At 35.4% G+C, this 14,177-nt stretch carries 13 protein-coding genes; 12 read left to right on the top strand and 1 reads right to left on the bottom strand.

The window, feature by feature from the left end; genetic code table 11:
- Positions 1-243: 243 nt before the first annotated feature.
- The 6 genes from EM308_RS02220 (at position 244) to EM308_RS02195 (ending at position 9,508) form a co-directional block, all read left to right on the top strand.
- Positions 244-2,082: a glycoside hydrolase family 13 protein gene (locus tag EM308_RS02220; protein ID WP_035639553.1), complete on the top strand. Its 1,839-nt coding sequence runs from the start codon at positions 244-246 to the stop codon at positions 2,080-2,082.
- Between the two features lie 243 nt (positions 2,083-2,325).
- Positions 2,326-4,713: a glycoside hydrolase family 31 protein gene (locus EM308_RS02215; protein ID WP_035639550.1), complete on the top strand. Its 2,388-nt coding sequence runs from the start codon at positions 2,326-2,328 to the stop codon at positions 4,711-4,713.
- Position 4,714: 1 nt separating this feature from the next.
- The gene (locus tag EM308_RS02210; protein WP_035639547.1) at positions 4,715-6,394 is read left to right on the top strand and encodes an alpha-amylase family glycosyl hydrolase; all 1,680 of its coding nucleotides are present in this window, start codon (positions 4,715-4,717) and stop codon (positions 6,392-6,394) included.
- Positions 6,395-6,558: 164 nt separating this feature from the next.
- A complete protein-coding gene (locus EM308_RS02205) occupies positions 6,559-7,245 on the top strand; it encodes a glycerophosphodiester phosphodiesterase (protein ID WP_035639545.1) in 687 nt (228 codons plus the stop codon).
- A gap of 221 nt (positions 7,246-7,466) precedes the next feature.
- Positions 7,467-8,687 carry a BaiN/RdsA family NAD(P)/FAD-dependent oxidoreductase gene (locus EM308_RS02200; RefSeq protein WP_035639540.1) on the top strand — a complete coding sequence of 407 codons (1,221 nt, stop codon included), beginning with the start codon at positions 7,467-7,469 and terminating at the stop codon, positions 8,685-8,687.
- A 77-nt stretch (positions 8,688-8,764) separates the two neighbouring features.
- Positions 8,765-9,508, top strand: coding sequence for a carboxypeptidase-like regulatory domain-containing protein (locus EM308_RS02195; protein ID WP_035639538.1), 744 nt, complete (start codon positions 8,765-8,767; stop codon positions 9,506-9,508).
- A gap of 47 nt (positions 9,509-9,555) precedes the next feature.
- On the opposite strand, the gene EM308_RS02190 is transcribed toward EM308_RS02195, so the two are convergent.
- Positions 9,556-10,032 (bottom strand): TspO/MBR family protein, encoded by a 477-nt coding sequence (locus EM308_RS02190; RefSeq protein WP_035639536.1) that lies wholly within the window; start codon positions 10,030-10,032, stop codon positions 9,556-9,558.
- Positions 10,033-10,141: 109 nt separating this feature from the next.
- Between EM308_RS02190 and EM308_RS02185 the strand changes: the two genes are divergently transcribed.
- The 6 genes from EM308_RS02185 (at position 10,142) to EM308_RS02160 (ending at position 13,985) form a co-directional block, all read left to right on the top strand.
- Positions 10,142-11,218, top strand: coding sequence for a diphosphomevalonate/mevalonate 3,5-bisphosphate decarboxylase family protein (locus EM308_RS02185; protein ID WP_035639533.1), 1,077 nt, complete (start codon positions 10,142-10,144; stop codon positions 11,216-11,218).
- Between the two features lie 47 nt (positions 11,219-11,265).
- Positions 11,266-11,460, top strand: coding sequence for a hypothetical protein (locus EM308_RS02180; protein ID WP_035639530.1), 195 nt, complete (start codon positions 11,266-11,268; stop codon positions 11,458-11,460).
- Positions 11,461-11,496: 36 nt separating this feature from the next.
- A complete protein-coding gene (locus EM308_RS02175) occupies positions 11,497-11,718 on the top strand; it encodes a hypothetical protein (protein ID WP_035639529.1) in 222 nt (73 codons plus the stop codon).
- Positions 11,719-11,720: 2 nt separating this feature from the next.
- Positions 11,721-12,020: a type II toxin-antitoxin system RelE/ParE family toxin gene (locus tag EM308_RS02170; protein WP_035639528.1), complete on the top strand. Its 300-nt coding sequence runs from the start codon at positions 11,721-11,723 to the stop codon at positions 12,018-12,020.
- Between the two features lie 8 nt (positions 12,021-12,028).
- On the top strand, positions 12,029-12,967 hold the full coding sequence (locus EM308_RS02165) for a mevalonate kinase family protein (protein WP_035639525.1): 939 nt from the start codon (positions 12,029-12,031) through the stop codon (positions 12,965-12,967).
- 61 nt (positions 12,968-13,028) lie between these two features.
- Entirely contained in the window at positions 13,029-13,985 is a 957-nt protein-coding gene (locus EM308_RS02160) for a geranylgeranylglycerol-phosphate geranylgeranyltransferase (RefSeq protein ID WP_035639523.1), read from the top strand.
- Positions 13,986-14,177 lie beyond the last annotated feature (192 nt).

Raw genomic sequence — 14,177 nt, 5'->3', positions numbered from 1 at the left:
AGTATTGCTAAGAAAGGGTTTTAAATTTTTAAACACATAGACATAGATATATAGAAAATGTTAAAAGACAGAATAAAAAACCTGTTTTTACACATAGCCTATGTAACCTATCTAAAACGAAGTGTCTTTTTTAGTCTAAAAAATTCTATGTCTCTATGTGTTAAAAAATAGGCATTCCAAATTTACATCTCAAAATAAAGGTGTTTTGTTTGAATTTTAAACTATAAATTTTAATGGTACAATATGAAAAAAGTAGTTAGTCTATTACTTCTCATTTCAACTTCAGTTTTTGCCCAGATTGATAGAATTGAACCTCCATTTTGGTATGCAGGAATGCACAATCCAGAATTGCAGATTATGTTTTATGGTAAAAACATTTCTGAAAACGAGGTAACAGTATCCAATAGTATTGCAATAAAAGACGTCAAAAAAACTGAAAATCCGAATTATCTTTTTGTTACAATTGATACAAAAAATGTAACCGCACAAGATTTTGTCTTTTCATTTTCTAAAAACAAAAAAGTTGTTTTTACCAAAAAATATAGTTTGAAACAAAGAAGAGAAAATTCGGCTTCAAGAAAAAGTTACGACGCCTCCGATTTGATTTACTTGGTAATGTCTGATCGTTTCGCCAATGGAAATCCTAAGAATGATAGCGACAAATCGGTTACTGAAAAAGGAAATCGCTCACTTCCCGGCGGAAGACACGGCGGCGATATTGCCGGAATGATTCAGCACTTGGATTACATAAAAGAATTGGGAGCAACGGCACTTTGGCCTACACCGCTTTGTGAAGACAATGACAAAGTGTATTCTTATCATACTTATGGGCAATCTGATGTTTATAAAATAGACCCACGTTTTGGAACCAATGAGGAATATGTTCAGCTTTCTGCCGAATTGCACAAGCGCGACATGAAACTTATTATGGATTATGTGACAAACCATTGGGGAGCCGAACATTGGATGATGAAAGATTTGCCAACTTATGACTGGTTGCATCAATTTCCGGGTTATGCCCAAACCAATTACAGAATGACCACACAGTTTGACCCAAATGCTTCTCAAATTGATGCCAAAATGTGTATGGACGGCTGGTTTGTAAAATCAATGCCTGATCTGAATCAGTCCAATCCTTTGGTGAATACTTATTTGAAACAAAACGCTATTTGGTGGATAGAATACGCCAATTTGGATGGTTTCCGTGTAGATACATATTCCTATTGCGACAAAAAAGGCATCGCCGAATGGACAAAAGCCATTACTGATGAATACCCGAATTTCAACATCGTGGGCGAAGTATGGATGCACGACCAAGCGCAAATGGCATATTGGCAAAAAGACAGTAAAATTGCCGCGATACAAAATTATAATTCGTATTTGCCGTCTGTTATGGATTTTACATTGACCGAAACTCTTGCCAAAGTTTTTAATGAAGATAATGGAAAGTGGAATGAAGGATTGGTAAATGTTTACGAGAATTTCGCTAATGACTTTTTGTATCCGAACATCAACAGTATCATGGTTTTTGCAGAGAATCACGACACAAATCGTTTCAACGAAATTTACCAAAAAGACTTTTCGAAATACAAAATGGCGATGACTTTGTTGGCTACCGTTCGCGGAATACCACAGATTTATTATGGTTCCGAGATTGGAATGGCAGGAAGTAAGGACAAAGACGGTGATGCTGCCATTCGTCAGGATTTCCCGGGTGGATGGGTTGGAGATGCTAATAACGCTTTCGCGAAAGCAGGAAGAACTCCAGAGCAAGAACAATTTTTCGATTTTTCGGCAAAATTATTCAATTGGAGAAAAACCAATGAAGCAGTGCATTTCGGAAAAATGAAACACTACATCCCGGAGAATAATGTATATGTTTATTTCAGATATACAGATTCCAAATCGGTTATGGTGATCATCAATAACAGTAAAGAATCAAAAACTTTTCCAACGAATCGTTTTCAGGAAAGTATTGCCAATTATAAAACAGGAAACGATGTCCTTTCCGGAAAATCCCTTGATTTAAAAAAAGATATTACGATTGCCGGAAAATCGGTTCTGATTTTAGAATTGAAGTAAGCAAAAAAATTAACCATATAAGCCATATAAGTTCATTTAAGAAATTTTGGCTTCTGTTTACACGGTTTTAGCAGAACATAAATAACCACCCCGCCCGTTGGGCACCCCTCCAAAGGAGGGGAAGTCGTACACGTTCCCCTCCTTTGGAGGGGTGGCTGAAAGCCGGGGTGGTTTCAATTTAATTAAAACGTACAACCTTAAATGAACTTATATGACTTATATGGTTCAAAAATTAAATTAGTCATGAAAAAAATAATTCTATTCCTTTTAATTTCAAGTTTTTCATTTGCCCAAAACGCAAACCGAAAATTTGAAAGCTATAAAGTCTCCCAAAACACTTTGGAAATTAAAACCTCTGATGGGCAATATTTCATCAAACCCTATTCGGATAAAATAATTGAAACCACATTTTTGCCTACGGGGGAAAAATTAAATTCCAATTCACACGCGGTTGTTTTAAGTCCTGAAAAAGTTACTTTCAAAATAAAACAAACTCAAAACGAATTGGTATATTCTTCTAACGGAATTGCCGTTTCCATCACCAAAAGTCCTTTTCAAATCAAATATTTGTATAAAAATAATTTGTTGATTTCAGAGAAAAACGGGTTTGTAAAAAGAGCAACAAACAGCAAAGAACAGCCACAAGAAACTCTGGAATTTAATTTGGATGGAACCGAAGCGCTTTACGGAGCCGGAGCCCGAGCTTTGGGAATGAACCGTCGCGGGAATCGTTTGGAATTGTATAACCAAGCCGATTATGGTTACGGAACACATTCCAAAAAAATGAATTTCTCCATTCCATTGGTAATGTCGTCCAAAATTTATGCAGTGCATTTTGATAACGGAGCCATCGGCTGGTTGGATTTAGACAGCAAAAAAGACAATACTTTGGTTTATGAAACCATTTCAGGCAGAAAAACATATCAGGTAATTGCGGGTGATTCCTGGACCGATTTGACTTCGAATTATACTTCATTGACGGGAAGACAACCACTTGTTCCGCGTTGGGTTTTGGGGAATTTCTCAAGCAGATTCGGTTATCATTCACAAGATGAAGTGACCAAAACCATTGACAAATACATCAAAGACGAAATCCCTGTAGACGCAATCATCTTAGATTTATATTGGTTTGGAAAAACGGTTACGGGAACGATGGGAAATTTGGATTGGGACAAAGACAATTTTTCGAATCCAACAAAAATGATAACTGATTTGAACAGCAAAGGAGTCAAAACCGTATTGATTACTGAGCCTTTTATTCTGACCACTTCAAGCAAATGGAATGATGCAGTTGATAAAAAAGTTTTGGCGACAGATAATGCAGGGAATCCATTCAAATATGATTTCTTTTTCGGGAATACCGGACTTGTCGATGTATTCAAACCCGAAGGAAAAACTTGGTTTTGGAACATTTACAAAGGTTTAATCAACCAAGGTGTTGGCGGTTGGTGGGGTGATTTAGGAGAACCCGAAGTATTTCCGTCAGCTTCATTAACAGCTCAAGGAAAAGCTGATGAAGTACATAATGTTTACGGACATACTTGGGCCAAAATGATTAACGATGGTTATGCAAAAGATTTTCCAAATGTGCGTCCGTTTATCTTAATGCGTGCCGGATATTCGGGTTCACAGCATTACGGAATGATTCCGTGGTCGGGCGATGTGGGGCGTTCTTGGGAAGGATTGCAATCACAACCCGAAATTGCTTTGCAGATGGGAATACAGGGAATGGCCTATATGCACTCGGATTTGGGAGGATTTGCGGGGGATTATTTTGATAACGAATTATATGTTCGTTGGTTGCAGTATGGCGTTTTTCAGCCGGTTTATCGTCCGCACGCGCAGGAAGATGTAGCTTCAGAACCTGTTAACAAAGACATTCTGACCAAGGCCAAAGTCAAAAAACAAATCGAATTGCGTTACCAAATGTTGCCGTACAATTACACCTTGGCTTTTGAAAATAACAACAAAGGTTTGCCATTGATGCGTCCCTTATTTTTTGAAGAACCAACTAATGAAAAGTTACTGAATTCCTGTGATTCCTATTTATGGGGGAATGATTTTTTGGTAAAACCAATTACCAAAGCAGGAGTTACCAATACGACTGTTTATTTTCCAAAAAACAACAATTGGTATGACTTTTATACGGGTGTCAAACATGAAGGAGGAGCGACAGAAAACTTAGCCGTTTCGGCTGATAACATCCCTGTTTTTGTTCGCGGAGGCGCTTTTATCCCGATGATAAAAACGATTCAAAACACGACAAAATATTCGTTGGCGAATTTTGATTTGCATTTTTATTTTGATGAAAAAACAACATCAAGTGTTGGGAAATTATACAATGATGACGGTCTAACGCCAAATGCTTTCGAAAAAGGCGTTTATGAAATTTTGAATTTTTCAAGTAATGTATCGGCAAAAGAAATTAGCTTAAAAATAAAAACTTCTGTTGGAAAAATATTTGCAAGTGCTGACAAAAACGTTACTTTATTGGTTCACAACATCAGTTCAAAACCAGCGAAGATTACCGTTAATGGGGCAAATGTGGATTTTAAAACAAATGCCAAAACACTTGAAATTCCGGTGGTATTGAAAAAAGGATTGAATTACGAAATCAAAATACAGTTATAATATGATAAATAAAAAAGTAATAGTATCGCTGTTTGTTTTATTGGCAATACCTTTTGCGAATGCACAAATAAAAGTAAAATCAAATTTGAAGCCGAAAGCCAAAACAGAAAAAGCTCCTTTTGTTTGGGAAGGGGCCAATTTGTATTTTTTGATGACCGACCGTTTTTATAATGGAGATAAATCAAATGATGTGAATTTTAACAGAACCAAAACTCCCGGAAAACTTCGCGGTTTTGAGGGGGGAGATCTTAGAGGAATAATTCAGAAAATAGACGAGGGATATTTTACAAAACTAGGAATCAATGTCATTTGGTTCACACCTATTGTCGAGCAAATTCATGATGGTGTAGATGAAGGAACAGGCTTCAGTTATGGGTTTCATGGTTATTGGACAAGAGATTGGACGGCATTAGACCCAAATTTCGGAACCAAAAAAGATTTGGCCGAATTGGTAAAAAAAGCCCATGCCAAAGGAATCCGAATCATGCTTGACGGTGTAATCAATCATACCGGGCCGGTGACTCCGGTGGATACCGTTTGGCCAGAAGGATGGGTTCGAACAGAACCAAAGTGTCAATACAGTAATTTTGATAACACCACAGCTTGTACTTTGGTAGCCAATCTACCGGATGTGAAAACTGAAAGTAAAGTTGCTGTTGCCTTGCCTCCTTTTTTGGTTGAAAAATGGAAAGCCGAAGGGAGATATGAAAAAGAAGTAACTTCATTAGACGCTTTTTTCAAAAGAACGGGCTATCCAAGAACGCCTAAATATTATATCATAAAATGGCTGACCGATTATATTACCGAGTTTGGAATTGATGGTTACAGAGCCGATACAGTAAAACATACAGATGAAAGTGTTTGGGCGGATTTCAAGACACAATGTGATTATGCGTTTGCACAATGGAAAAAAAATAATCCAACCAAAGTTTTGGACAACAATCCGTTTTACACCATAGCCGAAGTGTATAATTACAACATCAGTAATGGAAAATTATTTGATTTTGGAGACAAAAAAGTCAATTATTACGAGAATGGATTTACGGCTATGATCAATTTTGAATTCAAAAGCGATGCCCAAAAAGACTATACTTCTTTGTTTTCAAAATATTCCAATTTACTGAACGGAGAATTGAAAGGAAACAGCGTTTTGAACTATTTGTCTTCGCACGACGATGGCGGCCCATTTGACGCCAAACGTACCAAAAGTATCGAAAGTGGAACGAAATTATTATTGTCTCCGGGTATTGCCCAAGTATATTATGGTGACGAATCGGCTCGTTCTCTAGTTGTTGAAGGAACTGTGGGAGATGCCACATTACGTTCTTTTATGAATTGGGACGCGGTAAACAAAAATCCTGACACACAGAAAATTCTTTTGCATTGGCAAAAATTAGGACAATTCAGAAAAAATCATCCGGCTGTCGGAGCAGGTGTCAATACCGAAATTTCATCAAAACCTTATCTGTGTTCTAGAAATTTCACCAATGGGAAATATTCAGACACAGTCGTAATCGGTTTGGATTTAGCCAAAGGCAAAAAAGAAATTTCTGTGGGCTCTTCTTTCAAAGAAGGAGCCAAAGTGAGAGACGCTTATTCGGGTAAAACGGCAACTGTTTTAAACGGAAAAGTTTCTGTTGATAGTGAGTTTGATATTGTTTTGTTGGAATTACATAAATAATTTTTTTGAATTGCCTCTAGCTTTAGCTAGAGGAATTTAATTGATAGTAGTTAAGGCTTTAGCCAAAAGAATATTTTGGCTAAAGCCAATTTTGGCATTTATTTATTACCTCCAGCTAAAGCTGGAGGCAATTTAAATTAGCATTGGATTTATAGAGAAAAGCTATGAAAAAAATTCTAAAAATAGGACACCGCGGAGCCAATGGATACAAACCCGAAAACACATTGGTTTCCTTTGAAAAAGCTATTGCAATGGGAGCAGACGGAATTGAATTGGATGTGCATCTAAGCCTGGAAGGCCATTTGATTGTAATCCACGACGAAACCATTGACAGGACGACTAATGGGAAAGGTGTTGTAAACCAATTGACACTTCAGGAATTAAAATCTTTTCGAATCGATGATAAGTACGAAATTCCAACTTTAGGAGAAGTTTTGGATTTGGTCAATAAACGATGTTTTGTAAATATTGAATTAAAAAATCAAGATACAGCCGAGAAAGTTGTCGAGCTAATTGAACACTATATTTCTGAAAAAAAATGGAATAAAGAACATTTTATTGTGTCCAGTTTTGATTGGAATGCCCTTCAGCAAGTTCGTTTTTTAAATGAAAATATCCGAATCGGAGTTTTGACCGAAACCGATTTGGATCTAGCTATTTCTTTCGCCCGATTTATGAAAGCTGAAGCACTGCATCCGGATTTTCAATTATTGACAGATGAATACACATCTAAAATTCAAGAGAAAGGAATCTTGGTTTTTCCTTGGACAGTAAATAAAGCGGAAGACATTCAAAGAATAAAATTATTCAATGTGGATGGCATTATTACCGATTTTTTGGATAGGGTTTAAAGAGATTATATATTTAGCGTTTGATAATAACCGATGATTCATCTTTGGTAACGTTGATTGTCTCCAACGGTTGAAACCGTTGGCCATGGTTTCAAACATGGGAACGTTGATAATTTTAATAATTAAGATGAGACCCATAATCAAAATGCAATCTGCGAATCAGCGGTTATCCTTTTAAATAACGAATGCTTACCTTTGTATTCCAATTCTATTTCATAATCATGAATCAAAATTTTGACATACTTGTTGTTGGTGGTGGAGCTGCCGGTTTTTTTACGGCAATTAATATTGTGGAGAAAAATCCAAAAACCAAAGTAGCCATTCTTGAAAGAGGCGCCGAAGTTTTGTCAAAAGTTCGTGTTTCCGGAGGAGGACGCTGCAATGTGACGCATGCCTGTTTTGAACCCAATGAGTTGGTAAAATTTTATCCTCGTGGCGAAAAGGAATTGCGTGGCCCATTTCATCAATTTTGCTCGGGCGATACGGTAGAATGGTTTGAAAAACATGGAGTGGAACTGAAAATTGAGGAAGACGGGCGTATGTTTCCAGTTTCAAATTCGTCGCAAACCATAATTGATTGTTTTGTAAAAGCAACCCAAAAACTTGGAATTAAAATTTTTACAGGACAAAGTGTACAGTCCATTTTCAAAAAAGACAATTTCTGGAAAGTGGGAACACAGAATGAAAATTATGTTGCCGCTAAATTGGTTCTTGCCACAGGAAGCAATCCGAAAATTTGGGAAATGCTTCAAAAACAAGGGCACGCGATTGTGAACCCAGTTCCATCGTTATTTACTTTCAATATAAAAGACCCGAGAATCAAGGAATTGCCTGGCGTTGCGGCGCAGGTTACCGTAAAAGTCAAAGACACAAAACTGACTTCGACAGGGCCATTGTTAATCACGCATTGGGGAATGAGCGGTCCAGCGATTTTAAAATTATCAGCTTGGGGAGCCCGGATTTTACATGACAAAAACTATCAATTTACCATTTATGTGAATTGGCTCAACGATTTGGATGCCGAAGATGCCGAGAAAACTTTAAAGGCAAACAAACAAGAGCACGCCAAAAAAGCAGTTTCCAAAAAATCTCTTTTTGGGCTAACGAATCGTTTGTGGGAAAGTTTAGTATTGGCTTCAGGAATTCCTGCCGAAACCAAATGGGCGGATTTGTCCAAAAATCAATTGCAGAATTTAGTGAACCAATTGACAAATTGTACTTTTCAGGTCAATGGCAAAAGTACTTTTAAGGAAGAATTCGTAACTGCCGGCGGAATTGATTTAAAAGAAATTAACTTCAAAACGATGGAAAGCAAACTGCATGAGAATCTCTTTTTCGCCGGAGAAATTGTAAATATCGATGCGATTACAGGAGGTTTTAATTTTCAAAATGCTTGGACAAGCGGGTTTATTGTGGCGAATGCAATTCTTGTAAATGATTAATTAACAAAAATTTACAGAAATTCTAAGTTTTCTTTAGGGAATATTAGGATAGATTTACTTTCAATAAAGTCTTATTTATGAAGGTAAAATTACTCCCAGTCTTTTTTTTGCTCACCAGTCAGTTTAGTATTTCGCAAACAGAAAAGGCTGTAAAAGGAAAAGTTACATGCGAGAATATTTTGCTGCAAAATGTGAATGTTATCAATAAAACATCCAAAAAGAGTACTCTTACAGACGAAAATGGAGAATTTGTTATTGATGTCAAAGCCAATGACAGTCTTGTTTTTTATGCTAAAGACTATCATTTGAAAAAAATAAAACTCAGTTTGGCTCAAATCGAACAAAACAATCTCGAAATAATCATCTTCAAAAAACCAGAAGAATTAAATGAAGTTATAGTTACCACACTACCTTCTATTAAATGGAAAGAGGATGAAAAATGGAAGCAAGAAATGCGGGATAGAGTAAAATTAGATAAAGCAGCAAATAGTCCAAAAACTGGGGTTTATGATGGAGCCATTGTGAATGGAATGGATTTTGTGGCAATAGGAAAGATGATTGTTGACTTGTTTGCAAAAGAAAAAGAAAAGAAAAAAGAAACTGTTCCGAAAATTGAGTTTGCAGTATTGGCAAAAAGCATTTGCGATGAAAATTTTTATTTTAAAACTTTGAAATTAAAACCTGAAGAAATCGATCTTTTTCTTCAATTTTGTGATACCGATCCCAAATCCAAAAAATTAATTTCCAACCACAACAAACTAAGTATGATGGATTTTTTAATGGCAAAAAACATTGAATTTCAAAAACAAAAAAGGCTATAAAATATTTTTACAAAAAAACCTAAACTGATTTCTCCAAAGAGTTACATTTACCTATTCAACCACCAAATACTTCCGGTCAAAACGGCCTCAAAACTTACCCAAACCAAATAAGGGACAAATAAATATCCCGATATTTTGTTGATTTTGGAAAATTGGGCATAGGTTTCATAAATCATCAGCCAAAGGATAATTATTTCCAAACCGGCTAACATAGGGTTTTTTAATCCAAAAAACAGATAAGACCACAAGGCATTTAGAGCCAATTGAATGGCGAATAATTGCAATGCTTTTTTTACGGTTTCTTTTTCAAAATCGATTCTGTTCCAAACCAAACCAGCGGCAATTCCCATCATAATATAAAGCGTATTCCAAACAGGTTCGAAAATCCAATTGGTTGGAGCAAAACCAGGTTTGATAATAAGCGGGTACCAATTCATTAGTGCTAGTTTTGTTATCATTCCGGTAAAATATCCTACTGCAAGACAAGTGGCAACGATGGCCAATATTCTGGTAATTTTATTCATTTCTTTTGTTTTTGAGGGACCAAAAATACTTAAAACTTTTCAAGCATTATTGAAATAAAGAAATATACGATTTAATCAAAAAAAGTATCTTTGCCGAAAATTATTTTTTATGTTTGAAGCCAACGATTTTATCCCATCAAAATACAGCCATTCTATAGGCGAGGGAAGTTTTTCCTGGAGTGCACCCAGTAATATTGCCTTGGTAAAATATTGGGGTAAAAAAGATAAACAGATTCCTGCCAATCCATCCGTTAGTTTTACGTTGAACAATTGTAAAACGATTACGGCTTTGGCTTTTGCCAAAAAAGAAAACAATGGCAATTTTTCTTTTGATTTGTTATTTGAAGGAAAACCCAAGGAAGACTTCAAACCAAAAATCCAAAAATTTCTGGAGCGTGTTGCCGTTTATTTGCCGTTCCTGAAAGATTATCATTTTACGATTGACACCCAAAATACGTTTCCGCACAGTTCTGGAATCGCATCTTCGGCTTCGGGTATGGCGGCTTTGGCGATGAATTTTATGAGTTTGGAAAAAGTCTTAAATCCATCAATGACTGATGATTATTTTTACGCCAAAGCTTCCTTTTTGGCCCGATTGGGTTCGGGAAGTGCATGCCGAAGTGTAAAAGGACAAGTCGTTGTTTGGGGAAATCAGGCAAATATAAAAGGCAGTACCGATTTGTATGGAGTGGAATATCCGTACAAGATTCATGATGTTTTTAAAAACTTTCAGGATACTATTTTACTCGTTGACAAAGGCGAAAAGCAAGTTTCCAGTACTGTTGGTCATGATTTGATGCACGGCCATCCATTTGCCGAAAGGCGATTTGCCCAAGCTCATGAAAATCTGGACAAACTAATTCCTGTTTTTGAAAACGGAAACTTGGAGGAATTCATTCAAATTGTTGAAAGCGAAGCCTTGACTTTGCATGCAATGATGATGACTTCACTACCTTATTTTATTTTGATGAAACCAAACACGTTGCAAATAATTAACGCAATTTGGAAATTTAGAAGCGAAACCAAAACACCTGTTTGCTTTACGTTAGATGCGGGTGCAAATGTGCATGTTTTGTATCCTGAAAATGTTAAAGAAAAAGTGTTACAATTTATTAAGAAAGAATTAGTTGGCTATTGCCAAAATGGTCAGTATCTTTGCGACGAAGTTGGAAATGGTGCGGTATAATATTGATGCTTTTTTTTCGTATCTTTAGTTCTTAATCGATTGTAGTTATGGACTTGAATACTGAAAAACTGGAATTAATCAGAAAGATAGCAAAAACAAACGATGTTAAGCTTCTGAAAAAACTAAGAGCCGTTTTTGATGCCAAAGAAAAAGAGGTTTGGGACAAGTTAACGCCTGAACAGCAGGAAGAGATTAATTTGGGAATACAAAATGAGAATCGTGGAGATGAAATCGATTTTTGAAAAAGAGATTTCTAAATGATATAATTTAAAGTAATCATGGATATACAATTAGAAAAATCAAAATTGATGAAAAAATTGGAAGAAACCAATGATTTATCCATAATTGAAGCCATAAAAAATATTTTCAAATCTGAAAGAAAAGATTTTTGGGATGAGCTGACTCAAGAACAGAAGGATGAAATCGAAGAGGGAGACCGACAAATTGAAAGAGGTGAATTTGTAGATTTTGAAGAATTTATTCAGAAGTATAGGTGTTAAAAATGAGAGAAATTAAAATTTCAATTAATGCTCAAAAAAAGACAAAAGTACTTTTAGAATATCTTGAAACAAAATGGTCAGAAAGAATTAGAATTAAATTTGCAAAGAAATTGTATGATTCTTTACAAATAATTAGAGTTAATCCGGAGATTTTTCCTAAGTCAGAAACAAATAAGAAATATCATAAATGTGTTGTTACTAGACAAACGACATTGTTTTATACTTTTACAAGTAAACGAATATATATAGTTGCACTTTTCGACACCCGACAAAACCCCAAAAAAATTAAGAATATACAATAAGCATCCATATGAAAGGACCTTTGTTTTACTCAAAAATATTACTCTTTGGAGAATACGGAATTATTCGTGACTCCAAGGGATTATCGATTCCTTATAATTTTTATAATGGTGCATTGAAGAAAGATGAAAATCCTTCGGAAGAAGCCGTGAAATCGAATGGTCATTTGAAACGTTTTGTTGCTTATTTGGAGCAATTGCAAAAGGACAATCCCAATTTGGTAACTTTTGATTTGGAAGCTTTAAGTAATGATGTGCAAACCGGGATGTATTTTGATTCCAGTATTCCGCAAGGATATGGAGTAGGAAGCAGTGGCGCTTTGGTTGCTGCTATTTATGATAAATATGCCCAACATAAAATTACTGTTTTGGAGAATCTGACTCGTGAAAAGTTATTGACTCTTAAAACCATTTTTTCTCAAATGGAGAGTTTTTTCCACGGAAAAAGTTCAGGGCTTGATCCGTTGAACAGTTATTTGAGCATTCCGATTTTGATTAATTCAAAAGATAATATTGAAGCTACGGGAATTCCGACTCAAAGTTTTGACGGAAAAGGAGCGGTGTTCCTATTGGATTCTGGAATTGTTGGTGAAACGGCTCCGATGGTTAATATTTTTATGGAAAACCTCAAAGACAAAGGATTCCGTGCGATGTTAAAGAACCAGTTTGTAAAATATACGGATGCCTGTGTGGAGAATTTTTTGGGTGGAGACGTGAAGTCATTATTTGAAAATACCAAAAAATTATCAAAAGTAGTCCTCAATAATTTCAAACCGATGATTCCGGAGCAATTCCATGGAATTTGGCAGCAAGGAATAGAATCGAATGATTATTATCTGAAACTCTGCGGTTCTGGCGGTGGGGGTTACATATTAGGATTTACACAAGATTTGGAAAAAGCAAAAGAGTCGCTGAAAGATTATAAATTGGAAGTTGTTTATCAATTTTAATTAATATTTGAAAACCTCCCCCAAAAAATTAAATATTAATAATAACCTATAACCCAGCTCCATGTTAAGCAGACAGCAAAAACTATTTGTGTTAAAGATTGTGAGTCTGTTCTCAGTAGTTCGAGGTTACAATATTCCTATTATAGCTTTAGCTCAATATCTATCGGCAATTTTTATTTTGGCTCCTGAGACAAGAGCCTTGTCAATATTGTTGGATTTTCATCTTTTTATCATTGTTTTGGCATCCAGTTTGGCAATTGCTTCTGGGTACATTATCAATAGTTTTTATGACAGTAAAAAAGATTTGATAAACAAGCCCAACAAGTCGCAGTTGGATCGGTTGGTGAGTCAAAAGACCAAATTATATGTTTATTTTGGGCTTAATTTTTTTGTGGCTTTAATCGCTTTATTTGTTTCTTTGAGAGCTGTTTTATTCTTTTCGTGCTATATTTTCCTTATATGGTTTTATTCCCATAAAATTAAAAAGTATCCGATAATAGGAAACTTGATGGCCGCTTTCCTTGCGGTAATGCCTTTTTTTGGAATTTTATTGTATTATTATTTAAAAATGCCATTGTATGAAATCGAAAGCAACAGTGGTAAACTTGCTGTTATACTTTCTCACGGTGCTTTTTTATTTTTGCTAATCCTGATTCGGGAAATGATTAAGGATCTTGAGAACCTAAAAGGAGATTTTGTTAGCAATTACAAGACCATTCCAATTATTTATGGCGAACAGGTTTCCAAAAAAATCATAACTGGATTGACAGTATTGACAATTATTCCGGTTTATTTTTTAATCAATGTGTATGATGTTGGTTATATGGACATTTACTTTTATTTTGGTTTCATAATCATGATTTTCTTTTTGCTCTATTTGTGGAAATGGGAGTCCAAGCAACAATATGTTTTGTTACACAATGTTTTGAAATTTCTTATTGTTGCCGGAGTATTTTGTATTGTCCTGATTAATCCAAGCGTTTTGTGGCACGGAAAAAAATTATTGTTAGCTATCTAGTTATGATAAGGAATTGAAATGGGTTGCTTTTTTGTTTTCGAAAATTTCATGTTTTTCAAAGTCAATAATTATTACTGATTAATAGACTAATCACCAGTCACTAATAACTAATTACTTATTTTACATAGTTGACTTTTTATAATTCCCAAAAATAGTTTCCCAATATATAAATAGTATCTTTGCATCAAATTA

The organism is Flavobacterium gilvum, assembly GCF_001761465.1.
In the GTDB taxonomy this organism is placed as follows: domain Bacteria; phylum Bacteroidota; class Bacteroidia; order Flavobacteriales; family Flavobacteriaceae; genus Flavobacterium; species Flavobacterium gilvum.
This window is presented reverse-complemented; position numbering and strand designations above follow the sequence as displayed.

What these genes read in the sequence shown, in the direction of transcription:
- EM308_RS02220 (WP_035639553.1), top strand. Translation starts at nt 244, where the DNA reads ATGAAAAAAGTAGTTAGTCTATTACTTCTCATTTCAACTTCAGTTTTT.
- EM308_RS02215 (WP_035639550.1), top strand. Translation starts at nt 2,326, where the DNA reads ATGAAAAAAATAATTCTATTCCTTTTAATTTCAAGTTTTTCATTTGCC.
- EM308_RS02210 (WP_035639547.1), top strand. Translation starts at nt 4,715, where the DNA reads ATGATAAATAAAAAAGTAATAGTATCGCTGTTTGTTTTATTGGCAATA.
- EM308_RS02205 (WP_035639545.1), top strand. Translation starts at nt 6,559, where the DNA reads ATGAAAAAAATTCTAAAAATAGGACACCGCGGAGCCAATGGATACAAA.
- EM308_RS02200 (WP_035639540.1), top strand. Translation starts at nt 7,467, where the DNA reads ATGAATCAAAATTTTGACATACTTGTTGTTGGTGGTGGAGCTGCCGGT.
- EM308_RS02195 (WP_035639538.1), top strand. Translation starts at nt 8,765, where the DNA reads ATGAAGGTAAAATTACTCCCAGTCTTTTTTTTGCTCACCAGTCAGTTT.
- EM308_RS02190 (WP_035639536.1), bottom strand. Translation starts at nt 10,032, where the DNA reads ATGAATAAAATTACCAGAATATTGGCCATCGTTGCCACTTGTCTTGCA.
- EM308_RS02185 (WP_035639533.1), top strand. Translation starts at nt 10,142, where the DNA reads ATGTTTGAAGCCAACGATTTTATCCCATCAAAATACAGCCATTCTATA.
- EM308_RS02180 (WP_035639530.1), top strand. Translation starts at nt 11,266, where the DNA reads ATGGACTTGAATACTGAAAAACTGGAATTAATCAGAAAGATAGCAAAA.
- EM308_RS02175 (WP_035639529.1), top strand. Translation starts at nt 11,497, where the DNA reads ATGGATATACAATTAGAAAAATCAAAATTGATGAAAAAATTGGAAGAA.
- EM308_RS02170 (WP_035639528.1), top strand. Translation starts at nt 11,721, where the DNA reads ATGAGAGAAATTAAAATTTCAATTAATGCTCAAAAAAAGACAAAAGTA.
- EM308_RS02165 (WP_035639525.1), top strand. Translation starts at nt 12,029, where the DNA reads ATGAAAGGACCTTTGTTTTACTCAAAAATATTACTCTTTGGAGAATAC.
- EM308_RS02160 (WP_035639523.1), top strand. Translation starts at nt 13,029, where the DNA reads ATGTTAAGCAGACAGCAAAAACTATTTGTGTTAAAGATTGTGAGTCTG.